The organism is Aeromicrobium jepli (assembly GCF_047246605.1).
Lineage (GTDB): Bacteria > Actinomycetota > Actinomycetes > Propionibacteriales > Nocardioidaceae > Aeromicrobium.
In genome coordinates, this window is the sequence record NZ_JBFOKO010000002.1 from 553,919 (window position 1) to 580,054 (window position 26,136).

Here is a 26,136-nt window from a genome sequence, read left to right on the forward strand (position 1 = left end):
CGGATGCGATGACCACGACCCCCGCCCTGGACACCGACGTCCTCGTCATCGGCGCCGGCCCCGTCGGCCTCACGCTGGCCAACCTGCTCGGCGTGCGCGGCCATCGCGCCCTCGTGCTCGAGGCGCGCACCGAGCTCATCGACTATCCCCGCGGCGTCGGCCTCGACGACGAGGCCATCCGCACCCTGCGCACCGCCGGGCTGTGGGAGCGGATCGAGCAGTTCACGGTCCCCCACCACGTCGTGCGCCTCGTCAACGGCGAGGGCCAGGTGCTGGCGACGAACGACCCGCAGACGCAGGAGTTCGGCTTCCCGCGCAAGCACGGCTTCAACCAGCCGGTCGTCGACCGTGAGCTGGCGGCGGGCCTGCGCCGCTTCCCCGGCACGGAGCTGCGGTTCGGCCACCGCGTCGTCGCCCTCGAGGACCGCGGCGACCACGTAATGGCCAGGGCCGAGCAGGTCGACGCCGACGGCGTGGTCACCGGCTCCGTCGAGGTCTCGGCCCGGTACGTCGTGGGCTGCGAGGGCGGCAGCTCGTTCACCCGCAAGTGGATGGGCGTGGCGTTCGAGGGCAAGTCCCCCTCGACCCGGTGGGTCGTCGTGGACGTCCTCGACGACCCGATCGGCGCGCCGAACGTGTACCTGGGCGCCGACCCGAAGCGCCCGTACGTCTCCATCGGCCTGCCGCAGGGCATCCGCCGCTGGGAGTTCATGCTGCACGATGACGAGCCCGCCGAGCTGGCCGAGGACCGCGCGTTCATGAACGGGCTGCTGAGCCGGTTCGTGCCGGACCCCGCGTCGCTGGAGTTCATCAACCAGCGCACGTTCACCCATCACGGCCGGGTCGCCACGTCGTTCCGCCAGGGCAACGTCTTCCTCGCCGGCGACGCCGCGCACCTCATGCCGGTGTGGCTGGGCCAGGGCTGGAACTCGGGCGTGCGCGACGCGACGAACCTCGCGTGGAAGCTCACCGCGGTGCTCCGCGGCGACGCCGGCGACGCCCTGCTGGACACGTACACGGTCGAGCGCCACAAGCACGTCGCGGACATGATCGACGTCAACATGGCCGCCGGCTCGATCATGAAGATGAAGCCGTTCGGCGGCTGGGTCCGCGACCGGGCCGCGTCGGCGCTCAACCTCGTGCCGAAGTGGAAGTCGTACTTCACCGAGCTGCGCTTCAAGCCCATGCCGCGCTACGCCGCCGGCGTCGTGGTCGACCAGGTGAGCCTCGAGCCGGGCACCGCCCGCGCCTCGTTCAAGGACGCGCCGCTCGCGCCGTTCGTCGACTCCGCCGGCGAGGCCTCCCCCGTCGGCCTGCAGTTCATCCAGCCGCGGGTCCACACGGCCGAGGGCCGCCACCTGCTGCTCGACGACGTGACCGGCGACTGGTGGGCGCTGGCGACGTGGGGCACGAACCCGACGCGCTTCCTCTCGCCCGCCGACCTCGACCTGGTCCGCCGCCACGGCATCCGGCTGCTGTCGTTCGTTCCGGAGACGCAGCGCGAGTGGGCCGAGAAGGAGTACGCCGACTCCCCCGCGCCGGTCACCGTCGTCGGCGACACGTCCGGTGCCCTCAAGCGCTGGTTCGACGTCCGCGCGTGCGGCCTCGTGATCCTGCGCCCGGACCGGTTCATCGCGGCGGCCGCTCTCAACCAGCAGGCCTCGCAGGCCCTCGCCGCGGTCGCCGCCGCCGGCTCCCTCGTCCCCGCCCCCTCGAAGAACGGAGTGCTCCCATGAGCGTCGCCCTGGTGTGCATGTCGCACAGCCCGCTGCTGGAGTTCAACGACCCGGCACCCGAGATCAAGGCCGAGGTCGACGGCGCGTTCGCGACCGCGCGCGCGTTCGTCCGCGACTACGACCCGACGCTCGTCGTGTCGTTCGCGCCGGACCACTACAACGGCTTCTTCTACGACATCATGCCGCCGTTCTGCATCGGCTACGAGGCGCTGGGCGTCGGCGACTACGGCACCACCGCGGGCCCGCTCGACGTGCCCACCGAGGTGTCCGAGCGGCTCGCCCAGTGGGTCGCCGAGCGCGACCTCGACATCGCGATCTCGCGCAGGATGGAGATCGACCACGGCGCGATCCAGCCGCTGGAGATCCTGTTCGGCGGCATCGACACCGTGCCCACCGTGCCGGTCTACGTCAACGGCGTCGCCCAGCCGTTCGTGAAGATGTCGCGCGTCCGCCGGCTCGGCGAGGCGATCGGCTCGTACCTGGCGACGCTCGAGGACGAGCGCGTCCTGGTGATCGGCTCGGGCGGCCTCTCGCACGATCCGCCGGTGCCGCAGTGGGCCACGGCGACCGAGGAGCAGCGCGCCATGCTGCTCGACGGGCGGCACCCCACCGCCGCGGCGCGCGACGCCCGCCAGCAGCGCGTCATCGACACGGGTCGCGCGTTCGCCGCAGGCACCGCGACGATCCGGGACCTCAACCCCGAGTGGGACCGCGCCCTCATGGACGTGTTCGCGTCCGGGACCCTCTCCCCCATCGACGCGATGACCCCCGAGCAGATGGCGCAGGACGCCGGCAACTCGGCGCACGAGGTCCGCACGTGGGTCGCCGCGTTCGCGGCCCTGGCCGAGTCCGGCGCGTACGAGGTCACCTCGTCGTACTACCGGCCCATCAAGGAGTACATCGCCGGCTTCGGCGTCATGACCGCCCGCACGGTCGACTGACGACGCCGCGACACCGGCCCGGCCCCCAGGGGGCCGGGCCGGCGACGTTCACGACAGGTCGCGCAGGTCGCCGTTGGGGACGTGGATCCAGCCTTCCTCACGGGCGGCCTCGCGCTCGTCCTCGGGCACCGGCTCCGTCCCGGCCCGGACGATCGCCCGTGCGACCAGCGCGCACACCAGCGCGTCGAAAGCGTCGTCCGACTCTGCGAGCGCCCGCTCGTCGTCCGCCTCGATCTTCAGCGACACGGTCTCGCGCAGGTTGGCGAGCAGGTCGCCCCGCAGGTCTGGATCCTTCTTGTAACCGCGACGCTCAAGGCCCCACCGGCGGAGGGCGACGCCGGGATACACCTCGGCGAGTCGACCCGAGCCGTCCAGGGCAGGACGCTCGCCGGTCCGGCCCAGCTCGCCGAAGAGGTACGCGAGCCGGATCGCGGGATGGGCGATACGGTCCGCGGCCACGCTGAGCGGCGTGACCCCGTGCTCCCGCGCGACGTACCGGTCCGTGCGCCGCAGGTAGTAGTCACGGCGCCAGCCTGGCTCGGGGTCCGGGGCGAAGTCGTGGGCACCGGCGGCGTGGCCGCTCACCAGGTCCACGAACGTCCGGGGCCAGCCGAACGGGCAGTCAATGCCGACCTTCGTCACGCCCGTGCGGAGGTGGGCCAGCAGCGCGCGGTCGTCCAGGCCAACCTCGACGGACTCGACCGTGGCTCCGGCTTTGCCGTCGTGCCACGCCAGCCGGACCGCGGCAGTCTTGCGCGGTTCGGCGGCGAGGTCGATCCCGATCGTCGCATCTGAGACAGGCGGCACGTCAGTCCTTCTCGAGGGCGTGCTCCGGGTCGGCGGTCCAGGCGTTGAGGGAGCCGTCGTAGACGGCCACGTCCTCGCGGCCCAGCAGGTTCAGCGCGAACGCGACGGTGGTCGCAGCGATGCCCCCGCCGCAGTAGGTCACCGGCGTGACGCCGGGATCGAGGGCGCCGACGGACTGCAGGATCTCGCGCAGCTCGTCGAGGCTGCGCAGGCGGCCCTGCTCGTCGAAGAGCTCGGGGAACGGCACGTTCACGCTGCCGGGGATGCGGCCACCGGCGAACGAGTCGCGGTCGAGCGCGTTGATCAGCAGCACCGAGGAGTCCTGCGTGGCCGCCTCGACCACGGGGGTGCCGACGACCCGTTCCGAGCGGCGCGAGGCCGTGAACGTGGCGGCCGGGTACGTGGCGTCGCCCGTCTCGACGCGGAAGCCGGCGTCCTGCCACGCCTGCAGGCCGCCGTCGAGGACGACGACGTCGTCGTGGCCCTCGAGGGTGAGCTGCCACCACAGGCGCGTGGCCCAGATGCCGTTGACGTGGTCGTAGACGACGACGGTGTGCTCGTCACCGACGCCGAGGCCACCGACGACCTCGGCGAACCGCTCGGACGACGCGACCGCGAACGGCGCCTCGCCGTCGTGATCGTTCAGGTCGATGAGCTGGTCGGCGAACGTCGCGCCCGGGAGGTGGCCCTCGCGGTAGGTCGCGCGCCCGGACTCCTCGTGCCGGCCGTCCTCGTCGAAGGAGAGGTGGACGGTGGCGTCGACGATGCGGATCGTGGGGTCGTCGAGGCGCTCGTGGACCCACTGGGCGTCCACGAGACGGGGGTGCGAGGCGGTCATGCGATCGAGCCTAGGTCGCGTCGTGCGAGCCGCCGCCCCGTCTCATCTGGCGACCCTCCCGTCACACCGGGCGGTGGGGCAGCCGCACCGTGAAGGTCGTGTCACCCGGCTCGCTCGCCAGGTCGACGGAGCCCCCGTGCGCCGCGACGATCGCCGCCACGAGCGCGAGGCCCAGGCCCGCTCCCCCGGCACGGTGCCGTGCCCGGTCCCCGCGGGTGAAGCGCTCGAAGGCGTGCTCGGCGAGGTCGGGCGGGAAGCCCGGGCCGTCGTCGTGGACCGTGAACCCGGAGGCGTCGGCCGCCACGGTGACGGTCGTGCCGGGCGGCGTGTGCGTGCGCGCGTTCGCCAGCAGGTTCGTCACGACCTGGTGGAGCCGCTGCTCGTCGCCGCGCACCTCGATCGGCTCGTCGGGCAGCGCGAGCCGCCACTCGTGGTCGGGCGCCAGGACCCGAGCGTCGGCGACCGCCTCGAGCAGCATGCGCGTGAGGTCCACGGGCTCGCTCGCGAGGGGGCGACCGGAGTCGAGCCGCGCGAGCAGCAGCAGGTCCTCGACGAGCGCGGTCATCCGGCCCGACTCCTCCTCGACCTTCTCCAGCGCCCGCCGCAGCGCCTCCTCGTCGTCCGGGCGGCGACGCGAGAGCTCGGTGTAGCCGGCGATCGTGGCGAGCGGCGTCCGCAGCTCGTGCGACGCGTCCGCGACGAACTGGCGCACCTGCTGCTCGCTGCGGTGCCGTGCCGCGAGCGAGGACTCGACGTGGTCGAGCAGCGTGTTGAGCGCCTCGGCGACCTGGCCGACCTCGGTCGAGTCGTCGGCCACCCGGGCGGGGACGCGCTGCGCGAGCTCGATGTCGCCCTGGGCCAGCGGCAGCCGGGCGACGGCGTTCGCGGTCGCGGCGACCTCGTGCAGGGGCCGGAGCTGGCGCCGCACGAGCAGGAGCGCCCCACCGAGGGCGGCCACCGCGCCCAGCACGGTCAGCACGCCCTGCCAGCCGAACAGCGCCGAGACGACGTCGTCGACGTCCGCGGTCGGCAGCCCCGCCGCGACCCGGCCGCCGCCTGTGTCGACCACGGCGACGCGGTAGCGGCCGAACCGGTCGAGGTCGACCGTGCGCGGCGTCCCGTCCGCGGGGATCTCGCCGACGGCCTCCAGCTCGTCGGTCGTCAGGCCCGACCGACTTGCGAGCCCGTCGTCGCCCGCGACGATGACGTCGCCGATGCCCTCGTCCTGCGCCGTCCAGACCGCGGTCAGCGTGCCCACGGCCTGCCCGCGGCGGTCGCCGATCCCGCCCCGGCCGCGCAGCAGCTCGTCGGGAACGCCGGCGCCCGGGTACGGGTCCTGGAACGCGGGCGCCCGCTGGGCCCGCTCCACCGAGTCCACGACGCGGCCGTCGAGCTGGTTCAGCAGGTACGAGCGCACGGCGAAGGCGCTGAGCGCTCCCACCAGCACCGCCACGGCCACGACGAGCGCCACGGTGGTCGCGACGAGCCGCGACGTCAACGAACGGCTGCGGGGGACGTGCATCACGCGGCCGGCTTCAGGACATAGCCGGCACCGCGCATCGTGTGGATCATCGGGGCGCGGCCGGCGTCGATCTTCTTGCGCAGGTAGGAGATGTAGAGCTCGACGACGTTCGCCTGGCCGCCGAAGTCGTAGTTCCAGACCCGGTCCAGGATCTGCGCCTTGCTGAGCACGCGCCGCGGGTTGCGCATGAGGTACCGCAGCAGCTCGAACTCGGTCGCGGTCAGCGAGATCTCGGCGCCGCCGCGGAAGACCTCGCGGCTGTCCTCGTCGAGAGTGAGGTCGCCGACGGTCAGCACGGACGACGAGTCCGCCTGCTGCGCGCCCGCCCGCCGCATGAGCGCCCGCACGCGCGCCACGACCTCCTCGAGCGAGAACGGCTTGGTCACGTAGTCGTCGCCGCCGGCGGTGAGCCCCGCCACGCGGTCCTCGACGGCGTCGCGCGCCGTCAGGAACAGCACGGGCACCGTCGGGTCGATCGAGCGCAGCCGGCGCAGCACCTCGTGCCCGTCGAAGTCGGGCAGCATGATGTCGAGGACGACCGCGTCGGGACGGACCTCGCGCGCCACGTCGACGGCCTTGCGGCCGGTGTGCGCGGTCGAGACCTCCCAGCCCTCGTAGCGCAGCGCCATGGACACGAGCTCGGCGAGGTTCACCTCGTCGTCGACGACGAGGACGCGCAGCGGCGAGCCGTCGGGGCGCGTCAGCTGGGGTGACCGGGATTCCATGCCTCCACTCTGACGCGGTTTCCTGTGCGTCCGCTGTGAGGACCCCGGCTCACAGCCTGCGCACAACCTCGCCGCACCGGCGGCACAGAACGGCGGCCGACGGTGGACGGCGACGGTCCGCGAGGACCACCGACTTCCCGAGGAGACACCATGACCACCACCGAGTCCCCCACCGCCGCAGCCCCGGCCGCCTCCGGCCCGTCGCGCTGGCGGCGGCTCGTCCCGCGCACGCGCCGCTCGCGGGGCATCGCCGCGGCCGTCGCCGCCGTGCTGATCGGCCTGCTGGGCTTCGGCGCCGGCTACGCGGTCGGCGACGACGGGCCGGACGGTCCTCCGGGATTCTCGCGCGACGGCGGCTTCCGCGACGGGGGTCCGGACGGGCCGCGCTGGGGCGACCGCGGTCCCGGAGCGGACGCGCCGGGCTCGGCCGGCGACGCCGCGTCGAGCTGACGCCTCAGCCGAGGGCCGCGACGAAGTCCGCGAGGAACCGCTCGGTGAACGCGTCGTGGTCCTCCACGACGGGCGTCTTGCCTTCGGGCAGCGGCGACATGAAGTCGAAGTGGCCGACGCCCTCGTAGGAGATCAGCTCGACGTGGCTCGGCGCCGTCCGCAGGATCTCGGCGGTGCCCGGCGGGGTGACCGCGTCGTCGCCGCCGACCAGCACGGCGACCGGCACCTGCACGTCCGTGAGCCCGTCCTCGCCGGAGAACCACCCCGTGGCCGGCGCAATCACGACCGCGCGCTCGACGCGCGGCTCGGACGGGACCTCGATGGCCTCGCCCGCCCGGTTCCGCGGATGGGCGCCGGCCAGGCACAGCGCCGCGAAGCCGCCGAGCGAGTGGCCCGCCGCGACGACCGGCAGGTCCACGAGGGCCACGTCGTCGAGCAGCGACCGCAGGGCGACCACGCGCTCGCGGACCTCGTCGTCGGCGAACGTCTCGGTGAGCTCGTGCTCCGGCGACGCGACCACGAAGCCGGCGGCGTTCGCGGCGGCGAACAGCCGCTCGTACCGCGTCGGGTCGCCGCCCGCCCCGGGAGCGAAGAGCAGGATGCCGCGCGGGTTCTCGGACTCGAGGATGACGCTCATCCCTGCACCCTACGAGGAACGACGACGGCGGACGACCCGAGCGGAGCCGGGCCGTCCGCCGTCACGGTCAGGGGCGACCGGCGTGACCAGCGGTAGTTCGTCGCATCGACCCGAGCTCCTCGGCCCGGGGCCCGGGTGGCGACGAAGGATGATGCATGGAGGTACCCCGGCGGGGCGGAAGGCATCACCGTTCGTCCCTCGGGCCTGAGTCGGCACGAGTCGCGAACGAGTCCCGATCATGTACCGATCCGGCCCATATGTGGGCCATGCCGGCACAAGATCGGAACCGCGACGGTTCGGCTCACGCCGGCCGACGTAGGCATCATCGTTCGTCCCTTGGGTACCCCCGGGCATGACGATCAGCCGATTCGATCCTCATGAAGGCACCCCGCTCGGCGAGGTGCGCACCAGCGGCCGCGACGAGGTCGTCGCGGCGATCGCCCGGGCGCGCGAGGCGTGCACGGGCTGGGCGGCCACCGATCCCGCCGCGCGCGGGGCGGCGCTGCACGCCGCGGCCGACGCGCTGCAGGCGCAACTGGACGAAGTCGCGGACCTCAACCACCGCGAGACCGGCAAGACCCCGGGCGACTCGCGCGGCGGCGCCGAGGCCGGCATCGGGACGCTGCGCCAGTACGCCGAGCTCGGCCCCGTCCACCGCGGCCGCGCACTGCAGGGCTCGCACACCGCGATCGACTACGCGATCCCCCGCCCGCGCGGCGTGGTCGTCGCTATCACGCCCTGGAACGACCCGGTGGCGATCGCGTGCGGCCTGCTCGGTGCCGCGCTCGTCACGGGCAACGCCGTGATCCACAAGCCGAGCGAGCGGTGTCCCCTGCTGGGCGAGCTGCTCGGCGAGATCCTCGCGCCGTGCTTCCCGGACGGCGTCCTGCAGACCGTCTCGGGCGACGGCTCGACCGGGCGGCTGCTGACCGAGCAGGAGGGCGTCGACCTCATCGCGCACGTCGGCTCCACGGCGACCGGCCGCGCGATCGAGCGCGCCGCCGCCCTGACGGACACCAAGGTCATCCGCGAGAACGGCGGCAACGACCCGCTGCTCGTGGACGCCGGGGTCGACCCCGCCTGGGCCGCCGAGCAGGCCGCGCTCGGCGCCTACGCCAACGGCGGCCAGATCTGCACCTCCGTCGAGCGCATCTACGTCCACCGCGACCTCGCCGACGCCTTCGTCGCCGAGCTCGTGAAGGTGACGACGCAGCGCAACGAGTCCGGCGAGCTGCCCCCGCTCGTCGACACGGCGATGCGCGACGCCGTCCACGCCCAGGTCGAGGACGCGCTGACCCACGGTGCCCGTGCCGAGACCGGTGGCGAGATCCCGGACGGCCCCGGCGCGCACTACCCGGCGACGGTCCTGACCGGCGTCGACGACTCCATGACGGTCATGCGCGAGGAGACGTTCGGCCCGGTCGCGCCGGTGTGCGTCGTCGAGGACTTCGAGGACGGCCTGCGGCGCGCGGCGGCCGGGCCGTACGGTCTCGCCGCGACGGTCCTGACGAGCTCGATGGCGCACGCCCAGCGCGCCGCCGCCGTCCTGCCCGTCGGCACCGTGAAGGTCAACGCCGTCTTCGGCGGGGCGCCGGGCGGGGCCGCCGAGCCGCGCGGCGCGAGCGGCCACGGCTACGGCTACGGGCCCGAGCTGCTCGACGAGATGACCCAGACGACGGTCGTGCACATCGCTCTGCCGCGCGGTCAGGACTGAGCGGCGCGAGCCGCAGCGACCACCTCGTCCGTCCCGATCCGCAGCAGCGCCGGGTCGGGCGCGTCGGCGTGCGGGTCTCCGGCACCGTCGCCGTGCCACAGCGCCACGTGCGGCCCGGTCGCGGGCGGCCCCCACCAGCGGGGCGGCGTCGGCCCGAACAGCGTGACCGAGGGCGTCCCGAACGCGTAGGCGACGTGCGCGATGCCCGTGTCGCCGCTGAGCACGAGGCCGGCGCGGGCGACGCAGTCGGCGAGGTCGTCCAGGCTCGTCCGCCCGGCGAGCACCGAGGACTCCGGCAGCCCGGCGAGGTCGGCGAGCCGCAGCGCGAGGTCCCGCTCGTCCTCGCCGCCGGTGATGCGCACGCCGGGCGGGTCGAGCGCCCGCACGACCTCGGCCCAGCGTTCGACGGGCCAGCGGCGCGCGCCGGACGCGGCGCCGGGATGGACCACGACCTGACCGTCGCGTGGGTGGTCATCGGCGAGCAGCACGTCGTCCGGCGCGGCGTCCACGTCCCACCGCGAGGTCACGAGCCGGCACCAGCGCGCCCGCTCGCCCTCGTCCTGCCGCCAGGGCGGGCCCTCGACCCCGGCCTCGGCACAGGCGAACGCGACGACCTCGTCGTGGCCGCCGGCCAGCAGCAGCCGGTGGCTCTGCGGCCCGCGCCCGTGCAGGTTGACGGCCACGCGCGCAGGCGGGACGCGCAGGGGGCCCAGCCCGGCGGCGGGGACGACCTCGTCCACGAGGCCGTGCCGGCGCAGCAGTCCGCCGGGACCGGCGGGCCCGGCGAGCGTGATGCGCCCGAGCCCCGCCCGGCGCAGGGCCCGCAGCGCCGGCACGGCCGCGAGGGTGTCCCCCAGCCCCAGGGCCCGCAGGACGAGGACGTCAGCCGGCACGCGCGGTCACGGCCAGGACGGCTCGGTCGACGCGGTGACGACGAGCTCGCGGATCTCGTGCCCGAACGGCAGGTCCAGCACGAACATGATGGTGCGCGCGACCTCGGACGGCGGGTTGAGGACGGCGTCGGGCCCGGGCTTGTACTGGTCGGGGCGCCCGTCGAAGAAGGCGGTCTGCATGCCCCCGGGCTCGAGGAGCGTCACGCCCACCTCGCCCGCCAGCTCGGCCGCGAGCGCCCGCGTGAAGCCGACCACGCCGAACTTCGAGGCGCAGTAGGCCGTCGCGTCCGACAGCGCCTTGATCCCCAGCGTCGAGGCCACCGTGACGACGCGTCCGCGCCGCTCGCGCAGGGACGGCAGCGCGGCCCGGACGGTCGCGGCCGTGCCGATCAGGTTGACCTCGACCACCCGGTTCCAGTCCGTCGTCGCGACGTCCTCCAGCCGGCCGCACGCGTCCGTGCCGGCGCACGTGACCACCGCGTCGAGGCCGCCCGTCAGGTCGATCGCCTCGCGGACGGCGTGCTCGGTCTTCTCTGGGTGCGCGAGGTCGACGACGAGGTGGTCGACGCCCTCCGCCGGCGGCCGCAGGTCGAGGACGAACGGGCGGTCGCCGGCGGTCAGGCACGCCTGGGCGAGGGCGGCGCCCAGGCCGGACGATCCTCCGGTGATCAGTACGGTGCGGCTCACGATGTCTCCTTCGCGGTCGGTCGTTCGGTGGCCATGGCGCTGACCATGGCCGAGGTGGAGCGGCCGCGCAGGTAGGGCACGACGACCGCCTGCCCACCCCAGCGGCCGAGCACCTCCTCCTCGGGCAGCCGGCGGCCGGCGTAGTCGCCGCCCTTGACCCAGACGTCGGGGCGCAGCGCCTCGATCGCCTCGCTGGGGGTGTCCTCGTCGAAGACGAGCACCGCGTCCACGCACGCGAGCGAGAGCAGCACCCGGGCCCGGTCGGGGGCGGAGACGATGGGCCGGCCCTCGCCCTTGAGCCGGCGCACGGAGTCGTCGGAGTTGAGCAGCACGACCAGCCGGTCGCCGAGGGCGCGGGCGGACTCGAGCATCGCGACGTGGCCGGCGTGCAGCAGGTCGAAGCAGCCGCCCGTGGCGACGACCGTGCCGCCGCGCGCCCGCGTCGCCTCGGCCAGCGCGAGCGCGTCCAGCGGCGCCTCCGGCTCGGGGTCGCTCCGGCCGAAGGCCGCGGCACCGCCGAGGGCGACGTGCTCGGTCGCCGCGCCGACGGCGCGGCCCACCGCCTCCGAGAGCAGGAACCCGGACGCCAGCGCCGACGCGACGGTCGAGGCGAAGCGGTCGCCGGCACCGCACGGGTCGCCCGTGACCGCACGCGCGGCGAACACCTCGGGCGGCCCGTCGCCGAAGCTCAGCAGCGCACCGCGGGAGCCGAGCGTCACCGCGACGGCGCGGACGCCGAGCCGGCGGGTCGCGCACGCGGCACGGACGGCCGCCTCGCGCACGGCGCTCCCCGTGGCGTCGCAGTCCTCGTCGACGATGCCCTCGAGCTCGGCGGCGTTCGGCGTCATGACGAGGGTCGACCCGACCGGCGGGGCCCCGCGGGGGTGGGGGTCCCACACGAGCGGGACGCGCCGGCCCGCCTCCAGGAGCAGCGCCCGCAGGCCCTCGTCGCGGGTCAGGCCACGTCCGTAGTCGGCGACCAGCACGGCGTCCGCACCGGCGAGCGCGCGCTCGACGGGCCCGAGGTCGCCGCAGGGGGCCGCTCCCCCGCCCTCGTCGAGCCGCACGAGGTTGTGGCCGTCCGCGCGCACGCGCCGCTTCACGGGCGTTCCGCCGTGCGCGGGGAGCGGCACCACCTCGACCCGCTCCGTCAGGACCTCGCGCAGGCGCCCGGCCGCCTCGTCACCCGCCCACGGCGTCACCAGGACGACCTCGTGCCCGTCCGCCGCCGCCATCGCGGCCGCCAGCGCCGCACCGCCCGGGCGGCGCCGCTCGGACAGGTCGTCGAGCACCGGGACGGGCGCCTCCGGGCTCAGCCGGTGCGCCGTGCCCTCGAGGTCGACGTCGAGCATCGCCTCGCCCACCACGACGATGCGGCTCATCGGACGGTCACCTGCGCTCCCGTCGCGGCGAAGCAGGCCTCGTCGAAGTGCTCGCACAGCAGGTGCAGCAGGACGAGGTGCACCTCCTGCACCGTCGCCGTGCTGGGGCTGTCGACGGCGAGCGTGCGGTGCGCGACGCGCGACAGCGGGTTGGGCGCCGCGCCGGTGATGGCCCAGACGTCCAGACCCGAGGCCACGCCGCGCTGGGCCGCCTCGACGGCGTTGCGGCTGCTGCCGCTCGTCGAGAGGGACGACCAGCACGTCGCCGGGCCGTCCGTGCGCCGCGACCTGGCGGGCGAACAGCTCCTCGGGCGGGTAGTCGTTGGCGATCGCCGTGAGGCTCGAGGTCTCGGCGCTGAGGCAGATCGCCGAGTACGGCGGCCGGTCCTCGCGATAGCGCCCGACCAGCTCGGCCGTGAGGTGCTGGGCCTGCGCCGCGCTGCCGCCGTTGCCCACGGCCAGCAGCCGGTGGCCCGCGTCGAGGCGCGCGTAGAGGTCCCGGCCCATCGCGGCGACCTCGTCGAGGCAGCCGCCGAGCGTGGACAGCGCGCCGACGAGCGGAGCGAGGTGGGGGTGGTCGAGGGTCGTCATGGCGTGACCTCCTGCGGGACGCGCGTGAGCAGGGACTGGAGCGCGGTCTCGGTCGCGGCGGCGACGTGACCCCACGTGTAGAGGGAGCGGGCCCGGCGAGCCCCCGCGGCTCCGTAGCGGCGCAGGCGGGCCGGGTCGGCGAGCAGGCCGTCCAGCGCCGCGGCGAGCGCGTCCGGATCGCGGGGCGGCACGAGCTCGCCCGTCCGGCCCGGCACGACCGTGTCGAGCAGCCCGCCGACGGCGGTCCCGACGACGGGCCGGCCGCACGCCATGGCCTCGAGCGGGACGATCCCGAACGGCTCGTACCAGGGCGCGACCACGACGACGTCCGCGGCGGCGATGACGCCCGGGAGCCGGTCGCGGGCGACGGCCCCGAGGAACCGCACCCGGTCGAGGCAGCCGGCCCCGCGGGCGATCGCCCGGAGCCGCCGGTACTCGGGGTCCAGCGGCAGGGCGTCGGGGGTGGGCCCGCCGGCGATCGTGAGCGTCGCGTCGGGAACCCGCGCGAGCGCCCGGAGCGTGTCGCCGAGCCCCTTGCGCTCGACGAGGCGCCCCACGGCCAGCAGCCGCCCGCCGGGCGCCTCAGGGGGCACGGCCGTGAAGTGCTCGACGTCCACGCCGCACGGGATGATCCGCGCGCGGGATCGCGCCATGCCCAGCTCGGTGAGCTCGCGGACCTCGTCGCGGCACGTGGCGATGACGAGGTCGGCGGTCGCGCACAGCCCGCGCTCGACCTCGATGCGGCCCGGCGGGCTCGTGTCCCGCTCCGCCTGGTGGCGCCGCTTGACCGAGCCGAGCGCGTGGAACGTCATGGCCCACGGGATCCCCACGCGGCGGGCGGCCGCGCGGGTCGCCCAGCCGCTCATCCAGAAGTGCGCGTGCGCGATGTCGAAGCCGCCGCGGCGCCACAGGTCGGCGAGCCGGGCGCTGAACTCGGGCATGTGGCGCCACAGGTCGTCCTTGGGCACGTCCGCCGGCGGACCGGCCGTCACGTGGTGCACCACGTAGCCACCGGGCCCGACGACCCGCTCGGGGGCGCCCGGCGAGTCCCGCCGGGTGAACACCGTGACCTCGTGCCCCCGGGCGACGAGCCCCGTCGCGAGCGCGTCGACGTGGACGTTCTGCCCTCCCGCGTCGACGCTGCCGACCACGGCGAGCGGGTTGGCGTGCTCCGACACCATCGCGATCTTCATGCGATCCCTCCTTCGGCCCGCTGTCCCGCCACCTCGTGCAGGGCCCGGGGCGCGAGTCGCTCCAGCGCCCGCAGCACGTCGTCCGCGGTGACGCCGGCCAGGCACGGATGGCCCGGCACGGGGCACTCGCGCGCACGGGACCCGCGGCACGGCGCCGCCTGGTCGCCGAGCACGACGCACGGCACGGCGTAGGGCGCCCAGCGCGAGGCCGGGACGACGGGCGAGAACAGCGAGACCACGGGGGTGCCGACGGCGGCGGCGAGGTGGGCGGGGCCGGTGTTGCCGACCACCACGGCGATCGCGTCGGCCAGGACCCGCGCCAGCCGGACGAGGGTCGTCCCGCCGGACAGGTCGATCGCGCCGCGCCGGGCCAGGTCCGCGCCCAGCTCGCGCTCGGCCGGACCGCCCGTGACGACGACGCGCACGCCGTGGTGGACCAGCGCGTCGACCGTCTCGCGCCAGCGCTCGGCGGTCCAGGCCCGGGCCGGCGCGGCGGCACCGGGGTGCACCACGACGTAGGGCTCGCCGCCGAGCGGGACCTCGGCGTCGAGCAGGTCGGCGCGCACGAGCAGTCGCCCGTCGTCCCCCGGCGGCAGCGAGAAGCCGGCCGCGGCCGCCGTGAGCATGGCGCGCTCGGGCTCGGGGATGTCGCCCGTGGGCCGGACGCGGGTCGAGAGCAGGCTGCCCGGGTAGTCCTCGCTCATCGCGGTGATCGTCGTGACGCCGGCGAGCTGCAGCGCCAGTGCCGTCGGCAGCGGCGACTGGTGGAACGAGGTGAACACGACCGCCTCGGCGAAGCGTCGGTCACGGAGCCGGTCGACGAGGGCGTGGACGTCGGCGGGGTCGAGCGCCGGCGGATCGGCGACGATCCACGGGCACGTCCACGTGATGACCTCGTCGACGCCGGGCAGCAGCTCGGCGGCCGGGGCGCCCTGCGGCCCGGCGAGCAGCACGACGACGCGGCCGGCCGAGGCGAGGGCGCGGATCGCCGGGCCGGTGACCAGGACGTCGCCGACGCTGTCGAGGCGGACGGCCAGCACGGGGCCGTCCGGGGCGCCCGCGCTCACCAGTCCCCCCGCAGGATCGAGCGGACCGCGGCCGGGACGTCGGCCTCCACGCGGGGTGCCGCGGCGACCTCCTCGGCGCGGGTCTGCGGCGTGGGCACGAGGACGCCCGCCGCACCCGCCGCGGACGCCGCCAGCACGTCCGCGCCGATGTCGCCCACCACGACGCACCGCGCGGCGTCGACGCCCAGCTCGTCGCACGCCTGCCGGACGAGGCCGGGCCGGGGCTTGCGGCATCCGCAGCCGTCGTCCGGACCGTGGCGGCACACCTGCCACGTCGCGAAGGGGCCGAGCAGCTCCTCGACCCGGCGGTTCACGGCCTCCAGCTCGTGCGGCGCGATGAGCCCGCGCGCGACACCCGACTGGTTGCTGACGACGCCGACCGCCACCCCGGCGTCGCGCAGTCGCGCGAGGGCCTCGCGGGCGCCGTCCACGGGCGCGACGAGATCGGGATCGCGGTTGTAGGGGACGTCGTGGACCAGGGTTCCGTCGCGGTCGAACAGCACCGCCTCGGGCAGCATCCGCCGCGGCACGGCTCCGCGGTGCCGCCACCGACCGGCGAGCCGCCAGCCGACCGCCGCGAACGGGATCGCAACGCTCGTCAGCACCATGCGCCGGACCTCCTCGAGGTCACGGGGACCGGGAGCGATGCGCGACCGCGCGAACCGCGCGGTCAGCGCTGCCCAGGCCGCGGCGCAGCACGCTGCTGCCCTGCGCCGCCCCGAGACAGCCCACAGCACGGCGCCGCACGCGGCGGCCACCGTCACCCGGTGCCGGCGCAGGGCGCCGGCCGGCGCACCGGCGCGATCGCGCCAGCCGCGCCCGTGCAGCCGGTCCATCAGCACGTCGTCGGCGTTGCCACGCTGCTGCCGCACGCTGAACCACGTGCCGTCGGCGCGGAACGGGTGGACGATCCCCCGCCGTCCCGGGACGATCCGGCCCAGCGGCTGCAGGCGCAGGCCGAGGTCGGCGTCCTCGCGGTAGGCCCGCCGGAAGCGCTCGTCGAGGCCGCCGACCTCGCGCAGCGCCGCCCGGCGGACGGTCAGGTCGGCCGTGATCCACCGAGCCGTCTCGAGGCTCGCGGTGCTGCGCTCGGCGTCCGTCAGCGGTCGCGATGGACGAGGCACCCGCAGCCGGCCCTGCACGGCGACGACGTCCGGACCGGCGTCCGCGAGGTCCTCCTCCAGGTGGCGCAGCCAGTCGGGCTCGACCACGACGTCGTCGTCGAGGAAGCTCACCCACTCGGTCGTCGCGGCCCGCCAGCCGCGGTTGCGTGCCGCCGCGGGGCCGCGGCCGCCCGAGCGCAGGACGACCACGCCGGGGCGGGCGAGCTCGAGCGGCTCGCCGCCGGGACGGTCGTCGACCACGATGATCGCCGGCGTCGTCCCCTCCGCCGCCTCGAGCGAGGCGAGCAGGCGGCCCAGCGACGGGCGGCCGATGGTGGGGACGACGACGGTCGTGGTCATGACGGCCAGGCCCTCCTCACGGCGAAGCCGCCGATCGCCAGCAGGTCGACGGGCGCCGACCCGAAGCACTCCAGGGCGTCCCTCGGTGAGTCGACCATGGGCCGGCCCGCGGTGTTGAGGCTCGTGTTGACCACGACCGGGAGCCCCGTGCGCTCCTCGAACGCGGCGAGCATGGCGGCCACGAGCGGCTCGTCCGGGCCGACGGTCTGCACGCGCGCGGTGCCGTCGACGTGGACGACCGCGGGGATGCGGTCGCGCCACGCGGGGGCGACGTCGTGGACGAAGAGCATGTGGGGCGACGGCAGGGGGCCGCGCGAGAAGATCTCGGCCGCCCGCTCGAGCCGGACCATGGGCGCGACGGGCCGGAACTGCTCGCGGCCCTTGACGTCGTTGAGCCGCTCGAGGTTGGCCGCGGACGCGGGGTTCGCGAGCAGGGAGCGGTGGCCGAGTGCGCGCGGCCCGAACTCGCTGCGCCCTTGGAACCACGCGACGATCCGGTCCTCGGCGAGCGCCTGCGCGACCTCGGTGGCGATGTCGTCGACGCGCTCGTACGGGACCTTCGCGGTCCGGAGCGCGGCCTCGATCTCGTCGTCGGACCAGCACGGTCCCATCGCCATCGTCGTCATGGGCTCGATCTCGTCCTGCTCGGCCGCGACCGTCATCGCGCCGCCGATGGCGGTGCCGGCGTCGCCCGCGGCGGGCTGCACCCACACGTCCCGGTACGGTCCCTCGTCGAACAGCCGCGTGTTGGCGACGCAGTTGAGCGCCACTCCCCCGGCCAGCACGAGGTGCTCGGCGCCCGTGCGGGCGTGCAGCCAGTCGACCAGCTCGAGGCACACGTCCTCGACGGCGCGTTGGACGCTGCTGGCGAGGTCGGCGTGGTCCTGCGTCCACGGCTCGTCGGCGCGGCGCGGAGGGACGAGGTCGGACCACGCGAACGGCTCGGCGAAGAAGCCGCCCGAGCCGTCCGTCCCGACGGACTCCTTGAGCTGCGGCAGGAATCGCGGCGTGCCGTAGGACGCGAGCGCCATGACCTTGTACTCGTCGCTGCTGCGCAGGAACCCGAGGTGCTGCGTCGCGTCCTCGTACAGCAGGCCGATGGAGTGCGGCAGCCGCTGGATGCGGTGCACGTCGAGGTCCGCGCCGCGGAAGTGGCCCGCGAGGTGGCTCGCGCTCTCGCCGCGGCCGTCGAGGACCAGCACGTCCCCCTCGGCGAACGGCCCGGCGAGGGTCGCGGACGCGGCGTGCGCGACGTGGTGCGGCACGAACCGGACGATCGACGCGTCGATGCCGAGCAGCTCGGCGAGGAAGCCCGGAGCCCGCTGGGCGTACAGCTGGCGGACGTGGTCCCACGGGTCGTGCAGGCCGAGGTCCTCGGCCGGCGCGGCCAGGGCCGGGTCGTAGGAGTACGTCACGGCGTCGAGCTCGTCGGGCCGGATGCCGGCCTCGCGCAGGCACCAGCCGATCGCCAGCTCGGGCAGCTCCCAGGCGGCCCACGGGACCGGCCGCTTCGCGTGCTTGCGGCGGCTGAACCGCTCCTCCTCGGCGGCGGCGACCAGTCGGCCGTCGCTCACCACGGCGGCCGCCGAGTCATGGAACAGGGCGTTGACGCCCAGCACCTTCATGGCCGAGAAGTGCCCATAGTTCCGGCACTGAAACGCCGATCACGGAGAACCGCTTCTCCCCCTCGTTTCGCCACGGTCCACCCCGGGTACTGGTGTGACATGAGGATCCTGCTGTGGCACGTCCACGGCTCGTGGACCACCGCGTTCGTGCAGGGACGACACGACTACGTGGTCCCCGTGGACGCCGGCCGCGGCCCGGACGGCCGTGGCCGGGCCCGCACGTGGGACTGGCCCGCGTCGGTCGTGGAGCGCACCGCCGAGGAGCTGTCCGGCGAGCGGTTCGACGTCGTTCTGCTGCAGCGCCCGCACGAGGCGGGGCTCGTCGAGCGGTGGACGGGCCTGCGACCGGGCGTCGACGTGCCCGCGGTCCACCTCGAGCACAACACTCCCGGCGGCGAGGTGCCGTTCACGCGGCACCCGATGGCGGACCAGTCGCGCATCCCGGTCGTCCACGTCACGCACGTGAACCGCCTCCTGTGGGACACCGGCACCGCGCGGACGACCGTCATCGAGCACGGCATCTGCGACCCCGGGCACCGCTACACGGGCGAGCTGCCCCACGCGGCCGTCGCGATGAACGATCCCGTCCGGCGCGGCCGTGCGGTGGGCGCCGACCTGCTGCCGCTGCTGGCGGCTCAGGCGCCCGTGGACGTCTTCGGCATGAACGTCACGGGCGTCGCGGACCCGGGACGCGGGATCCGGGCCCACGAGGACCTGCCCCAGGACCGGATGCACGCCGAGCTCGCCCGGCGGCGCCTCTACGTGCACACGGCGCGCTGGACCTCGCTGGGGCTCTCGCTCATCGAGGCCATGCAGCTCGGCGTGCCCGTCGTCGCACTGGCGATGACGGAGGTCCCGACGGCCGTTCCCCCGGGCACGGGCCTCGTGACGGCCGACCTGGAGCTGCTGGGGCAGCACGTGCGCAAGCTCGTGCACGACCCCGGCCTCGCGGCGGACCTCGGCCGGCGGGGCCGCGCGCACGCCCTCGAGCGCTTCGGCCTCGAGCGGTTCCTTGCGGACTGGGACGCCGTGCTGGAGCAGGTGGCGCGATGACCTCCGCGGTCACGACGGTCGTCATCACCCGGGACCGCCTCGACCAGCTGAGGGCGACCCTGCCCCGCCACCGCGCGCCCGTCGTCGTGGTCGACAACGGCTCGCGGGACGGCACGGTCGAGTACGTCCGCGAGCACCATCCCGGCGTCCGCGTCGTCGCCCTGGCCGAGAACCTCGCCGGGGCCGCGCGCACGCTCGGCGTCCGGGCCGCCGCGACCCCGTTCGTGGCGTTCGCGGACGACGACTCGTGGTGGGAGCCCGGCGCGCTCGACCGCGCCGCCGACGTGCTGTCCGGCCACCCCGGGATCGCCGTGCTGGCCGCGCGGGTGCTCGTCGAGCCGGGTGCTCGCGAGGACCCGTTCAACGCCGTGCTGGCGGACTCGCCGCTGACGGACGCGCCGGACCTGCCCGGCGTCCCCGTGCTCGGCTTCATGGCATGTGCGTCGGTCGTGCGCCGGGACGCCTTCCTCGCCGCCGGCGGCTTCTCGCGGCTGCTCGGCATCGGCGGCGAGGAGCAGGTGCTGGCGTGGGACCTCGCGGCGCGCGGCCTCCACCTGCGGTACGAGCCGTCCCTCGTCGCCCACCACGAGCCACGCCCGTCACCCTCCCGCGGATCCCGGCGGACGAGGTCGTTGCGCCGCGCGGCACTGACCGCCGCCGTCCTGCGCCGGCCGTGGACGGACGTGGCACGCATCGCCGTGCGGGGCCTGCTGGCCTCGCCCGCCGATCGCGCCGGGGTGGCGGCCGCCCTCCTCGACCTGCCCGCCGCGCTCCGGGAGCGGCGGCCGCTGCCGCCGGACGTCCTCGCCCGGATCCACACGCTCGGCGACTAGCTCAGCGCACCGGCGACCGCGCCAGGTACCAGTCGAGCGTCCGCCGCAGCCCGTCCCGCAGCGGCACCGTCGGCTCCCAGCCCAGCTCGGTGCGCGCCCGGGTGATGTCCGGCCGGCGCCGCTGGGGATCGTCCTCGGGCATGGGGACGTGCTCGATGGGCGAGGACGAGCCGGTCAGCGCCACGACCACCTGCGCCAGCTCGAGGATCGTGTGCTCGTCCGGGTTGCCGACGTTCACCGGGCCGGGCACGTCGCACGCGGCCATCCGGACGAGCGCCTCCACGGTGTCGTCGACGTAGCACAGCGAGCGCGTCTGGCTCCCGTCCCCGGCGACCGTGAGCGGCAGCCCCCGGACGGCCTGGTCGAGGAACGTCGGCACGACGCGGCCGTCGTCGACCGCCATGCGCGGGCCGTACGTGTTGAAGATGCGGACGATCCCCGCGTCGACGCCCCACTCGCGCCGCGCGCCGACGACGGCGGCCTCCGCGAACCGCTTGGACTCGTCGTAGACCGCGCGCGGTCCCACCGGGTTGACGTGCCCCCAGTAGCCCTCGTGCTGCGGGTGCACCTCGGGGTCGCCGTAGACCTCCGACGTCGACGAGACCACGAAGCGCGCGTCGTGCTTCGCGGCCAGCTCGAGCATCTGCAGCGTCCCGGCGCTGCCGCTGCGCAGCGTGTCGATCGGCAGCCGCGCGTACGCCAGCGGCGACGCGATCGAGGCCAGGTGCATCACCACGTCGGCGTGCTCGACGGACGGCAGCGGGCCCGTGACGTCGCACGGGCGGTACGTGAACCCGGGGTGCACCGCCAGATGGGCGACGTTCTCCTCGGACCCCGTGCTCTCGTTGTCCCAGCACGTGACGCGCGCGCCGCGGCCGAGCAGCGCCTCGCACAGGTGCGAGCCCAGGAAGCCCGCTCCCCCGGTGACGAGCACGTGCCGCCCGCCGAAGTGGTTCGCCACCACCGTGGTCATGTCACGTTGGTACCCATGGCGGCACGCCTCACGCGCCCGCGGCCGCTACCCCCGGTGGTCGAACATGTCGCGCACCTGGCGGCGCATGACCTTGCCGATCTGCGAGCGCGGCAGGTCCTCGACGACCTCGACGCGGCGCGGCAGGGCGTAGCGCGCGAGGCGCTTCTCGCCGTGCGCGCGGACCTCGGCCACGGACGGGGCGGACGCGCCGTCCTCGAGGACGAGAGCGGCGAGCACCTCGTCGTCACCGCCGGGCTGGCAGACGCCCACGACCGCGACGTCGGCGACGCCGGGCAGCTCGCGCAGGTGGTCCTCGACCGTCGAGGGGTACACCTTGAACCCGCCGACGATGATCATCTCCTTGACCCGGTCGACGAGGGTGACCCAGCCGGTCTCGTCGACCTCGACCACGTCGCCCGTGCGCAGCCAGCCGTCCTCGACGAGCTGGTGGTCGGTCTCGTCGGGGCGATTGAGGTAGCCCGCGAAGACCTGCGGCCCGCGCACGAGCAGCTCGCCGCGGCGGTGCCCGCGCTCGTCGGGCTCGACCTCGCGCGTGTGGTCGTCGATGTCGACGATCCGCATCTCGGTGTTGGGGAACGGGACGCCGAGCGTGCCCGGACGCCGTGTCGGGGCGCACGGGTTGCCGAGCGCGATCGGGGCGCACTCGGTCATGCCGTAGCCCTCGATCAGCAGGCCGCCGGTGAGCCGCTCCCAGCGCTCGACGGTGGCCGGCGGGATCGGCATGGCGCCCGCGAAGCCCAGGCGTGCCTGCCGGAAGCCGTCGCGGGCCCGCTTCCCCGCAGACTCGGCCGCGGCCGCGATCCGGTCGAACATCGGCGCGACGCCGGCCATGAAGGTCGCGGGCCGGCGGCCGAACGCCTGCACCACGGCGGCGGGGTCGAAGTTGGGGAACATCACGAGGGTCGCGCCGATGTGGCCCGGCAGGTTGAGACAGAACGTCAGCCCGAACGCGTGGAAGAACGGCAGCACGCCGTAGACCGTCTCCTCGCCCTCGCGGAACCCGGCCCAGGCCTGGCCGTGGACGAGGTTCGCGACGAGGTTGCGGTGCGTCAGCCTCGCGGCCTTGGGGACGCCGGTCGTGCCGCCGGTGTACTGCAGCAGCGCGAGGTCGTCGCCGTGGACCTCGGCCTCGGCGACCTCGCCCGAGGCGCCGCGCAGGAGGGTGTGCCAGTCCGGCACGTCCGCCGGGACGGTGCCCAGCAGGGCCTCGCGCTTCTCGCGCGCGGGCTTGACGGGAAGCCGCAGCAGCAGCCGGGCCGTCGCCGGCAGGTCACGGCTCACGTCGACGCTGACCAGCGCCTGCAGACGGTCGCGCGACGGCAGGACCCGCTCGACCGCCTTGTGCCAGACGAGAGCGTGGGTGGCGCCGCTGTCGGCGACCAGGTGCTCGAGCTCGGCCCGGGTGTAGGTCGGGTTGAGGTCGATCACGACGGCCCCGAGGCGCAGCGCCGCGTGGTAGGCCACGAGGTGCGACGGGCAGTTCGGCAGGACGAGCGCGACCCGCGAGCCCGGCGCGACGCCGAGCCCGGCCAGGACGACCATCGCCCGGCGGATCGCCTGCTCGGTCTGGGCGTACGTCGCGGTGGCGCCCATGAAGTCGGTGGCGATCCGGTCGGGCCAGCGCTGCGCCGAGCGGCGCAGCCCGGCGGTGACCGGCTCGTCGGGGATCTCGAGCACCGGCGGCACGCCCGCCTCGTAGTGGACGGTCCACGGGCGCTGGTCGTGCTGGTGCATTGCTCCTGCTTCGGGGGGTTCGGGGTCGGACGCGCGAGCTCCGACGGTCGGTGCCGAGTCTAGGCTCCGCGCCCGACCCCGGTTCCCCGGCTCAGGACGCGGGCTTGAAGGCGCGGTCGGAGACGGCCACGACCTGGCCCGTCCCGGGTGCCCCGAAGAAGCTCGCGATGGACCAGGCGCTGGAGTACAGCGTCCCGGCCTTCCAGACCAGTCCGGTCGGCATCGTCACCTGGGCGTACGTCCGCTTGCCGCTCGGCGAGACCTTGACGATCCGGCCGACCGTGGAGGGGTCGAAGCCGGGTCCGGGCTCGGCCTGCGGAGCGCCCTCGAGCGCCTCGGAGACGTAGAACGTGCCGTCGGGACGCACCGCCACGCCGGTCGGCGCCGTGAACCCGGAGACGACCTTCCTGACCGTGCCGCGTCGCGCGTCGAGCACGTAGACGCGGCCCTCACCGGGCGCCTCGCCGGTCAGGGTGGAGACGTAGATCGTGTTCCGCGGTCCGTACGCCAGGCCCGTCGGGACCGCGTCGCAGCCCGTGGAGGCGGGATCGTTGTTCGGCCGGCCGGCGCACGCGCCCGTGTTGATCGTCGGCGGGACGAAGAAGGTCGAGACACGGCCCCAGCGGTCGACGCGCAGGACGTCGTTGGCCCCGCCGTCGGCGACGAGCACGCCGCCGCGGTGACCGCGTGCGGCGAGCAGGCTGAACGGGTTCGACAGGGCGTCGAGCGGGTTGCCCTCGGGATCGAACTGCGTCTGGCCGTCGGGATTCTTCGCGAGCTCGTACTTCAGCAGGTCCGCGAGCTGGGTGACCCGGCCCTTCGAGGCCACGAGCACCGACGAGCCCGGGTACGGCGGCGGCGGGGGCGGCGGCCCGTCGGGCGCTCCGCCGGCCTCGCCGGTCGCGATGTAGACGCGGTGGCCGACCTTGACGGCGCCGGCCGCGGCGTTCGCGCCCAGCCCGCTGACGAGCGTCCGCACCCGGTGGCGACCGTGGCGGTCGATCGCGACGACCCGGCCGGCATCGGCCTCGGTCACGATGAGCGACCGGCCGGAGGCGGAGACCTGGTACGGCCCCTCGAGTCCCCGGGCGAGGACGGTGATGGGCGCCTGCGGGCGCGGATGGTGCTTCCCGTGCGCCGAGGCCGACGGCGCGAAGCTGAGCGCGACCCCGGTCGCGACGGTGATGGCGGTGATGGTCCTGAGCGTGCGCATCTGGGCACTCCCCCACAGTGAGTTGGACGGTTCCCGAGACGTGGACCCCGCCCACGTAACCATGTCCCGGGGCGCGGTGGAACCCGTCCGTTGGGAGGGTTCCCGCGGACCCGGAAGGCCCATGCCGACAGGTTGGCGACAGGGTGTCGGTATGATGCGGGCATGCCACCACTGCCCTCCCACTCCGGACGTGCCTGATGTTCCTCGCCCGCCGAGAGCTCGTCTTCGCCCGCGGCCGCTTCGCGCTCATGGGCGCCGTCGTGGCCCTCATCTCGATCCTCATGGTGCTGCTCAGCGGCCTGTCCGTCGGCCTCGCGAACGACGGCGTCTCCGGCCTGCAGCGCATCCCCGTCGACGCCTTCGCCTTCCAGAAGGACGTCTCGAAGGACTCCGCCTTCTCGCGCAGCGTCGTCGGCCCCGACGCCGTCGACGCCTGGCGCGATCGTGACGACGTCGCCGACGCGACCGCCCTGGGCAACACGCTCGTGAACGCCCGCACCGACCGCGACGTCGAGATCGATCTGGCGCTGTTCGGCGTGGAGCGCGGCTCGTTCGTCGACCCCGAGGTCGAGTCCGGCACGCGCCTGGCCCGCGAGGGCGAGGTCGTCATCAGCGCGACCGCCGCCGAGCAGGGCATCGAGCCCGGCGACACGATCACGGTCGAGCCGGCCGGGACGGAGCTCACGGTCGTGGGCGTCCTGGCGGACCAGCACACGTTCGGTCACGTCGACATCGGCTACCTGCCGTTGCGCTCGTGGCAGGAGATCCGCGCGGGGGTCCGCCCCGGCGACGAGGTCCCGCCGCGCGTCTACGAGGAGTTCACCGCCGTCGCGCTGCAGGCCGCCGGCGACGGGATCGACCTCGCGGCCGGCGACGAGGCCGCGGGCACGACGTCGATGACGCGCGAGACCTCGTACGGCGCCTCGCCCGGCTACACCGCCGAGACCAGCACGCTGTCGCTCATCCAGTGGTTCCTCTACGCCATCTCCGCGCTCGTCGTCGGCGCCTTCTTCACCGTCCTGACGATCCAGCGCCGCCAGGAGATCGCGGTCCTGCGCGCCATGGGCGCCGGCACCGGATGGCTGCTGCGCGACAGCCTCGTCCAGTCGCTCATCCTGCTCGTCCTGTCGGCGGGCACGGGCATCGCGATCGGACTGGCGGGCGGCGCCCTGATCGCCTCCACGCCGATGCCGTTCGCGCTCGAGGCCGGCCCGATCGCCGGCGCCACGGCACTGCTGCTGACCCTGGGCCTCGCGGGCGCCGCGGTCGCCGTCCTGCGCATCACGCGCGTCGATCCCCTCAACGCCCTCGGAGGCAGCCGATGAACGCCGCGCTCACCCTCACCGACGTCACGCTGCTGCACGGCGACGGCGACGAGACCGTGCGGGCCCTCGACGAGGTCGACCTCGAGGTCCGGCCCGGCGAGCTCGTCGCGATCGTCGGACCGTCCGGCTCGGGCAAGTCGAGCCTGCTGGCAGTCGCCGGCGCGCTGACGAAGCCGACGAGCGGCAGCGCCCGGCTCGGCGAGACCGACCTGACCGCCGCGTCCGCGCGCGAGCTCACCCGGATCCGCCGCGAGCGCCTCGGCTTCGTCTTCCAGAGCGGCAACCTCGTGCCCGCCCTGACGAGCCTCGACCAGGTGCGCCTGCCGCTCGCCTTCGGCCGCGCGGACACGGGGCGCGACCCGCTGGAGCTGCTGACGGCCGTGGGCATGGAGCACAAGGCACGTCGCCGCCCGCACGAGCTCTCCGGCGGCGAGCGCCAGCGCGTCGGCATCGCCCGGGCCCTGGTCACGCGGCCCGACGTGCTGCTGGTCGATGAGCCCACCGCGGCGCTCGACCGCCAGCGCAGCCAGGACATCGTCGGCCTGCTCGCCCACGAGGCGCACGAGCGCGGCGTCGCGACCGTCATGGTCACGCACGACCACGACGTCCTGCACCACTGCGACCGCGTGCTGGAGATGGTGGACGGTCGGCTGGGGCCACACGGCATGATGTGACCGGAGCCGGCACGGGCCGGTCCCGATCCCGGAGGACGC

The 26,136-nt window shown here is 75.0% G+C and carries 23 protein-coding genes; 8 read left to right on the forward strand and 15 right to left on the reverse strand.

Annotation, left to right across the window (positions count from 1 at the left end):
* Window positions 1-8 precede the first annotated feature (8 nt).
* Together mhpA and AB3M81_RS06345 are read left to right on the forward strand one after the other, a co-directional pair.
* A complete protein-coding gene (mhpA, locus tag AB3M81_RS06340; RefSeq protein WP_412903060.1) occupies window positions 9-1,736 on the forward strand; it encodes a bifunctional 3-(3-hydroxy-phenyl)propionate/3-hydroxycinnamic acid hydroxylase MhpA in 1,728 nt (575 codons plus the stop codon).
* Window positions 1,733-2,677, forward strand: coding sequence for a 3-carboxyethylcatechol 2,3-dioxygenase (locus tag AB3M81_RS06345; RefSeq protein ID WP_412903061.1), 945 nt, complete (start codon window positions 1,733-1,735; stop codon window positions 2,675-2,677). Before mhpA ends, AB3M81_RS06345 begins: the two co-directional genes overlap by 4 nt.
* A gap of 48 nt (window positions 2,678-2,725) precedes the next feature.
* Here the strand turns inward: AB3M81_RS06345 and AB3M81_RS06350 are convergent, their stop codons facing one another.
* From AB3M81_RS06350 to AB3M81_RS06365, 4 genes are all read right to left on the reverse strand, one after another.
* Window positions 2,726-3,484, reverse strand: a complete 759-nt coding sequence (locus tag AB3M81_RS06350; protein WP_412903062.1) for a DUF429 domain-containing protein — start codon at window positions 3,482-3,484, stop codon at window positions 2,726-2,728.
* Between the two features lies 1 nt (window position 3,485).
* Window positions 3,486-4,322, reverse strand: a complete 837-nt coding sequence (locus AB3M81_RS06355) for a sulfurtransferase (RefSeq protein WP_412903063.1) — start codon at window positions 4,320-4,322, stop codon at window positions 3,486-3,488.
* Between the two features lie 61 nt (window positions 4,323-4,383).
* Entirely contained in the window at window positions 4,384-5,844 is a 1,461-nt protein-coding gene (locus tag AB3M81_RS06360) for a sensor histidine kinase (RefSeq protein ID WP_412903138.1), read from the reverse strand.
* The gene (locus AB3M81_RS06365; protein WP_412903064.1) at window positions 5,844-6,569 is read right to left on the reverse strand and encodes a response regulator transcription factor; all 726 of its coding nucleotides are present in this window, start codon (window positions 6,567-6,569) and stop codon (window positions 5,844-5,846) included. The genes AB3M81_RS06360 and AB3M81_RS06365 overlap by 1 nt, the downstream gene beginning before the upstream one ends.
* Window positions 6,570-6,719: 150 nt before the next feature.
* Between AB3M81_RS06365 and AB3M81_RS06370 the strand changes: the two genes are divergently transcribed.
* A complete protein-coding gene (locus AB3M81_RS06370; protein WP_412903065.1) occupies window positions 6,720-7,019 on the forward strand; it encodes a hypothetical protein in 300 nt (99 codons plus the stop codon).
* Between the two features lie 4 nt (window positions 7,020-7,023).
* Here the strand turns inward: AB3M81_RS06370 and AB3M81_RS06375 are convergent, their stop codons facing one another.
* The gene (locus tag AB3M81_RS06375) at window positions 7,024-7,656 is read right to left on the reverse strand and encodes an alpha/beta hydrolase family protein (RefSeq protein WP_412903066.1); all 633 of its coding nucleotides are present in this window, start codon (window positions 7,654-7,656) and stop codon (window positions 7,024-7,026) included.
* A 352-nt stretch (window positions 7,657-8,008) separates the two neighbouring features.
* Here AB3M81_RS06375 and AB3M81_RS06380 point away from each other — a divergent pair, with 352 nt between their 5' ends.
* On the forward strand, window positions 8,009-9,370 hold the full coding sequence (locus AB3M81_RS06380) for an aldehyde dehydrogenase family protein (protein ID WP_412903067.1): 1,362 nt from the start codon (window positions 8,009-8,011) through the stop codon (window positions 9,368-9,370).
* On the opposite strand, the gene AB3M81_RS06385 is transcribed toward AB3M81_RS06380, so the two are convergent.
* The 7 genes from AB3M81_RS06385 to AB3M81_RS06415 are packed head-to-tail and all read right to left on the reverse strand — an operon-like array spanning window position 9,361 to window position 18,271.
* On the reverse strand, window positions 9,361-10,263 hold the full coding sequence (locus tag AB3M81_RS06385) for a glycosyltransferase family 9 protein (RefSeq protein ID WP_412903068.1): 903 nt from the start codon (window positions 10,261-10,263) through the stop codon (window positions 9,361-9,363). The two genes, AB3M81_RS06380 and AB3M81_RS06385, sit on opposite strands and share 10 nt — an antisense overlap.
* A gap of 6 nt (window positions 10,264-10,269) precedes the next feature.
* Window positions 10,270-10,950, reverse strand: coding sequence for an SDR family oxidoreductase (locus tag AB3M81_RS06390; RefSeq protein WP_412903069.1), 681 nt, complete (start codon window positions 10,948-10,950; stop codon window positions 10,270-10,272).
* Window positions 10,947-12,923, reverse strand: coding sequence for a PfkB family carbohydrate kinase (locus AB3M81_RS06395; RefSeq protein ID WP_412903070.1), 1,977 nt, complete (start codon window positions 12,921-12,923; stop codon window positions 10,947-10,949). Before AB3M81_RS06395 ends, AB3M81_RS06390 begins: the two co-directional genes overlap by 4 nt.
* Complete coding sequence (locus tag AB3M81_RS06400) at window positions 12,920-14,116, reverse strand: glycosyltransferase (RefSeq protein WP_412903071.1); 1,197 nt, start codon at window positions 14,114-14,116, stop codon at window positions 12,920-12,922. Before AB3M81_RS06400 ends, AB3M81_RS06395 begins: the two co-directional genes overlap by 4 nt.
* Complete coding sequence (locus AB3M81_RS06405) at window positions 14,113-15,183, reverse strand: glycosyltransferase family 9 protein (RefSeq protein WP_412903072.1); 1,071 nt, start codon at window positions 15,181-15,183, stop codon at window positions 14,113-14,115. Before AB3M81_RS06405 ends, AB3M81_RS06400 begins: the two co-directional genes overlap by 4 nt.
* Window positions 15,180-16,646: an HAD-IIIA family hydrolase gene (locus tag AB3M81_RS06410; RefSeq protein ID WP_412903073.1), complete on the reverse strand. Its 1,467-nt coding sequence runs from the start codon at window positions 16,644-16,646 to the stop codon at window positions 15,180-15,182. Before AB3M81_RS06410 ends, AB3M81_RS06405 begins: the two co-directional genes overlap by 4 nt.
* The gene (locus AB3M81_RS06415) at window positions 16,643-18,271 is read right to left on the reverse strand and encodes a carbamoyltransferase family protein (protein ID WP_412903074.1); all 1,629 of its coding nucleotides are present in this window, start codon (window positions 18,269-18,271) and stop codon (window positions 16,643-16,645) included. Before AB3M81_RS06415 ends, AB3M81_RS06410 begins: the two co-directional genes overlap by 4 nt.
* A gap of 99 nt (window positions 18,272-18,370) precedes the next feature.
* On the opposite strand from AB3M81_RS06415, the gene AB3M81_RS06420 reads away from it, so the two are divergent.
* Together AB3M81_RS06420 and AB3M81_RS06425 are read left to right on the forward strand one after the other, a co-directional pair.
* Entirely contained in the window at window positions 18,371-19,324 is a 954-nt protein-coding gene (locus tag AB3M81_RS06420; protein ID WP_412903075.1) for a glycosyltransferase, read from the forward strand.
* A complete protein-coding gene (locus AB3M81_RS06425) occupies window positions 19,321-20,157 on the forward strand; it encodes a glycosyltransferase family 2 protein (protein ID WP_412903076.1) in 837 nt (278 codons plus the stop codon). The genes AB3M81_RS06420 and AB3M81_RS06425 overlap by 4 nt, the downstream gene beginning before the upstream one ends.
* 1 nt (window position 20,158) lies before the next feature.
* Here the strand turns inward: AB3M81_RS06425 and AB3M81_RS06430 are convergent, their stop codons facing one another.
* The 3 genes from AB3M81_RS06430 to AB3M81_RS06440 form a co-directional block, all read right to left on the reverse strand.
* Window positions 20,159-21,130, reverse strand: a complete 972-nt coding sequence (locus AB3M81_RS06430) for a UDP-glucuronic acid decarboxylase family protein (RefSeq protein ID WP_412903077.1) — start codon at window positions 21,128-21,130, stop codon at window positions 20,159-20,161.
* Window positions 21,131-21,175: 45 nt separating this feature from the next.
* Window positions 21,176-22,885: an AMP-binding protein gene (locus AB3M81_RS06435; protein WP_412903078.1), complete on the reverse strand. Its 1,710-nt coding sequence runs from the start codon at window positions 22,883-22,885 to the stop codon at window positions 21,176-21,178.
* 91 nt (window positions 22,886-22,976) lie between these two features.
* Window positions 22,977-24,098 carry a ScyD/ScyE family protein gene (locus tag AB3M81_RS06440; protein ID WP_412903079.1) on the reverse strand — a complete coding sequence of 374 codons (1,122 nt, stop codon included), beginning with the start codon at window positions 24,096-24,098 and terminating at the stop codon, window positions 22,977-22,979.
* Between the two features lie 197 nt (window positions 24,099-24,295).
* On the opposite strand from AB3M81_RS06440, the gene AB3M81_RS06445 reads away from it, so the two are divergent.
* Entirely contained in the window at window positions 24,296-25,423 is a 1,128-nt protein-coding gene (locus AB3M81_RS06445) for an ABC transporter permease (protein ID WP_412903080.1), read from the forward strand.
* A complete protein-coding gene (locus tag AB3M81_RS06450; protein WP_412903081.1) occupies window positions 25,420-26,097 on the forward strand; it encodes an ABC transporter ATP-binding protein in 678 nt (225 codons plus the stop codon). The genes AB3M81_RS06445 and AB3M81_RS06450 overlap by 4 nt, the downstream gene beginning before the upstream one ends.
* Window positions 26,098-26,136 lie beyond the last annotated feature (39 nt).

What these genes read in the sequence shown, in the direction of transcription:
- mhpA (WP_412903060.1), top strand. Translation starts at nt 9, where the DNA reads ATGACCACGACCCCCGCCCTGGACACCGACGTCCTCGTCATCGGCGCC.
- AB3M81_RS06345 (WP_412903061.1), top strand. Translation starts at nt 1,733, where the DNA reads ATGAGCGTCGCCCTGGTGTGCATGTCGCACAGCCCGCTGCTGGAGTTC.
- AB3M81_RS06355 (WP_412903063.1), bottom strand. Translation starts at nt 4,322, where the DNA reads ATGACCGCCTCGCACCCCCGTCTCGTGGACGCCCAGTGGGTCCACGAG.
- AB3M81_RS06360 (WP_412903138.1), bottom strand. Translation starts at nt 5,844, where the DNA reads ATGCACGTCCCCCGCAGCCGTTCGTTGACGTCGCGGCTCGTCGCGACC.
- AB3M81_RS06365 (WP_412903064.1), bottom strand. Translation starts at nt 6,569, where the DNA reads ATGGAATCCCGGTCACCCCAGCTGACGCGCCCCGACGGCTCGCCGCTG.
- AB3M81_RS06370 (WP_412903065.1), top strand. Translation starts at nt 6,720, where the DNA reads ATGACCACCACCGAGTCCCCCACCGCCGCAGCCCCGGCCGCCTCCGGC.
- AB3M81_RS06375 (WP_412903066.1), bottom strand. Translation starts at nt 7,656, where the DNA reads ATGAGCGTCATCCTCGAGTCCGAGAACCCGCGCGGCATCCTGCTCTTC.
- AB3M81_RS06380 (WP_412903067.1), top strand. Translation starts at nt 8,009, where the DNA reads ATGACGATCAGCCGATTCGATCCTCATGAAGGCACCCCGCTCGGCGAG.
- AB3M81_RS06395 (WP_412903070.1), bottom strand. Translation starts at nt 12,923, where the DNA reads ATGACGACCCTCGACCACCCCCACCTCGCTCCGCTCGTCGGCGCGCTG.
- AB3M81_RS06400 (WP_412903071.1), bottom strand. Translation starts at nt 14,116, where the DNA reads ATGAAGATCGCGATGGTGTCGGAGCACGCCAACCCGCTCGCCGTGGTC.
- AB3M81_RS06410 (WP_412903073.1), bottom strand. Translation starts at nt 16,646, where the DNA reads ATGACCACGACCGTCGTCGTCCCCACCATCGGCCGCCCGTCGCTGGGC.
- AB3M81_RS06415 (WP_412903074.1), bottom strand. Translation starts at nt 18,271, where the DNA reads ATGAAGGTGCTGGGCGTCAACGCCCTGTTCCATGACTCGGCGGCCGCC.
- AB3M81_RS06420 (WP_412903075.1), top strand. Translation starts at nt 18,371, where the DNA reads ATGAGGATCCTGCTGTGGCACGTCCACGGCTCGTGGACCACCGCGTTC.
- AB3M81_RS06425 (WP_412903076.1), top strand. Translation starts at nt 19,321, where the DNA reads ATGACCTCCGCGGTCACGACGGTCGTCATCACCCGGGACCGCCTCGAC.
- AB3M81_RS06430 (WP_412903077.1), bottom strand. Translation starts at nt 21,130, where the DNA reads ATGACCACGGTGGTGGCGAACCACTTCGGCGGGCGGCACGTGCTCGTC.
- AB3M81_RS06435 (WP_412903078.1), bottom strand. Translation starts at nt 22,885, where the DNA reads ATGCACCAGCACGACCAGCGCCCGTGGACCGTCCACTACGAGGCGGGC.
- AB3M81_RS06440 (WP_412903079.1), bottom strand. Translation starts at nt 24,098, where the DNA reads ATGCGCACGCTCAGGACCATCACCGCCATCACCGTCGCGACCGGGGTC.
- AB3M81_RS06445 (WP_412903080.1), top strand. Translation starts at nt 24,296, where the DNA reads ATGTTCCTCGCCCGCCGAGAGCTCGTCTTCGCCCGCGGCCGCTTCGCG.
- AB3M81_RS06450 (WP_412903081.1), top strand. Translation starts at nt 25,420, where the DNA reads ATGAACGCCGCGCTCACCCTCACCGACGTCACGCTGCTGCACGGCGAC.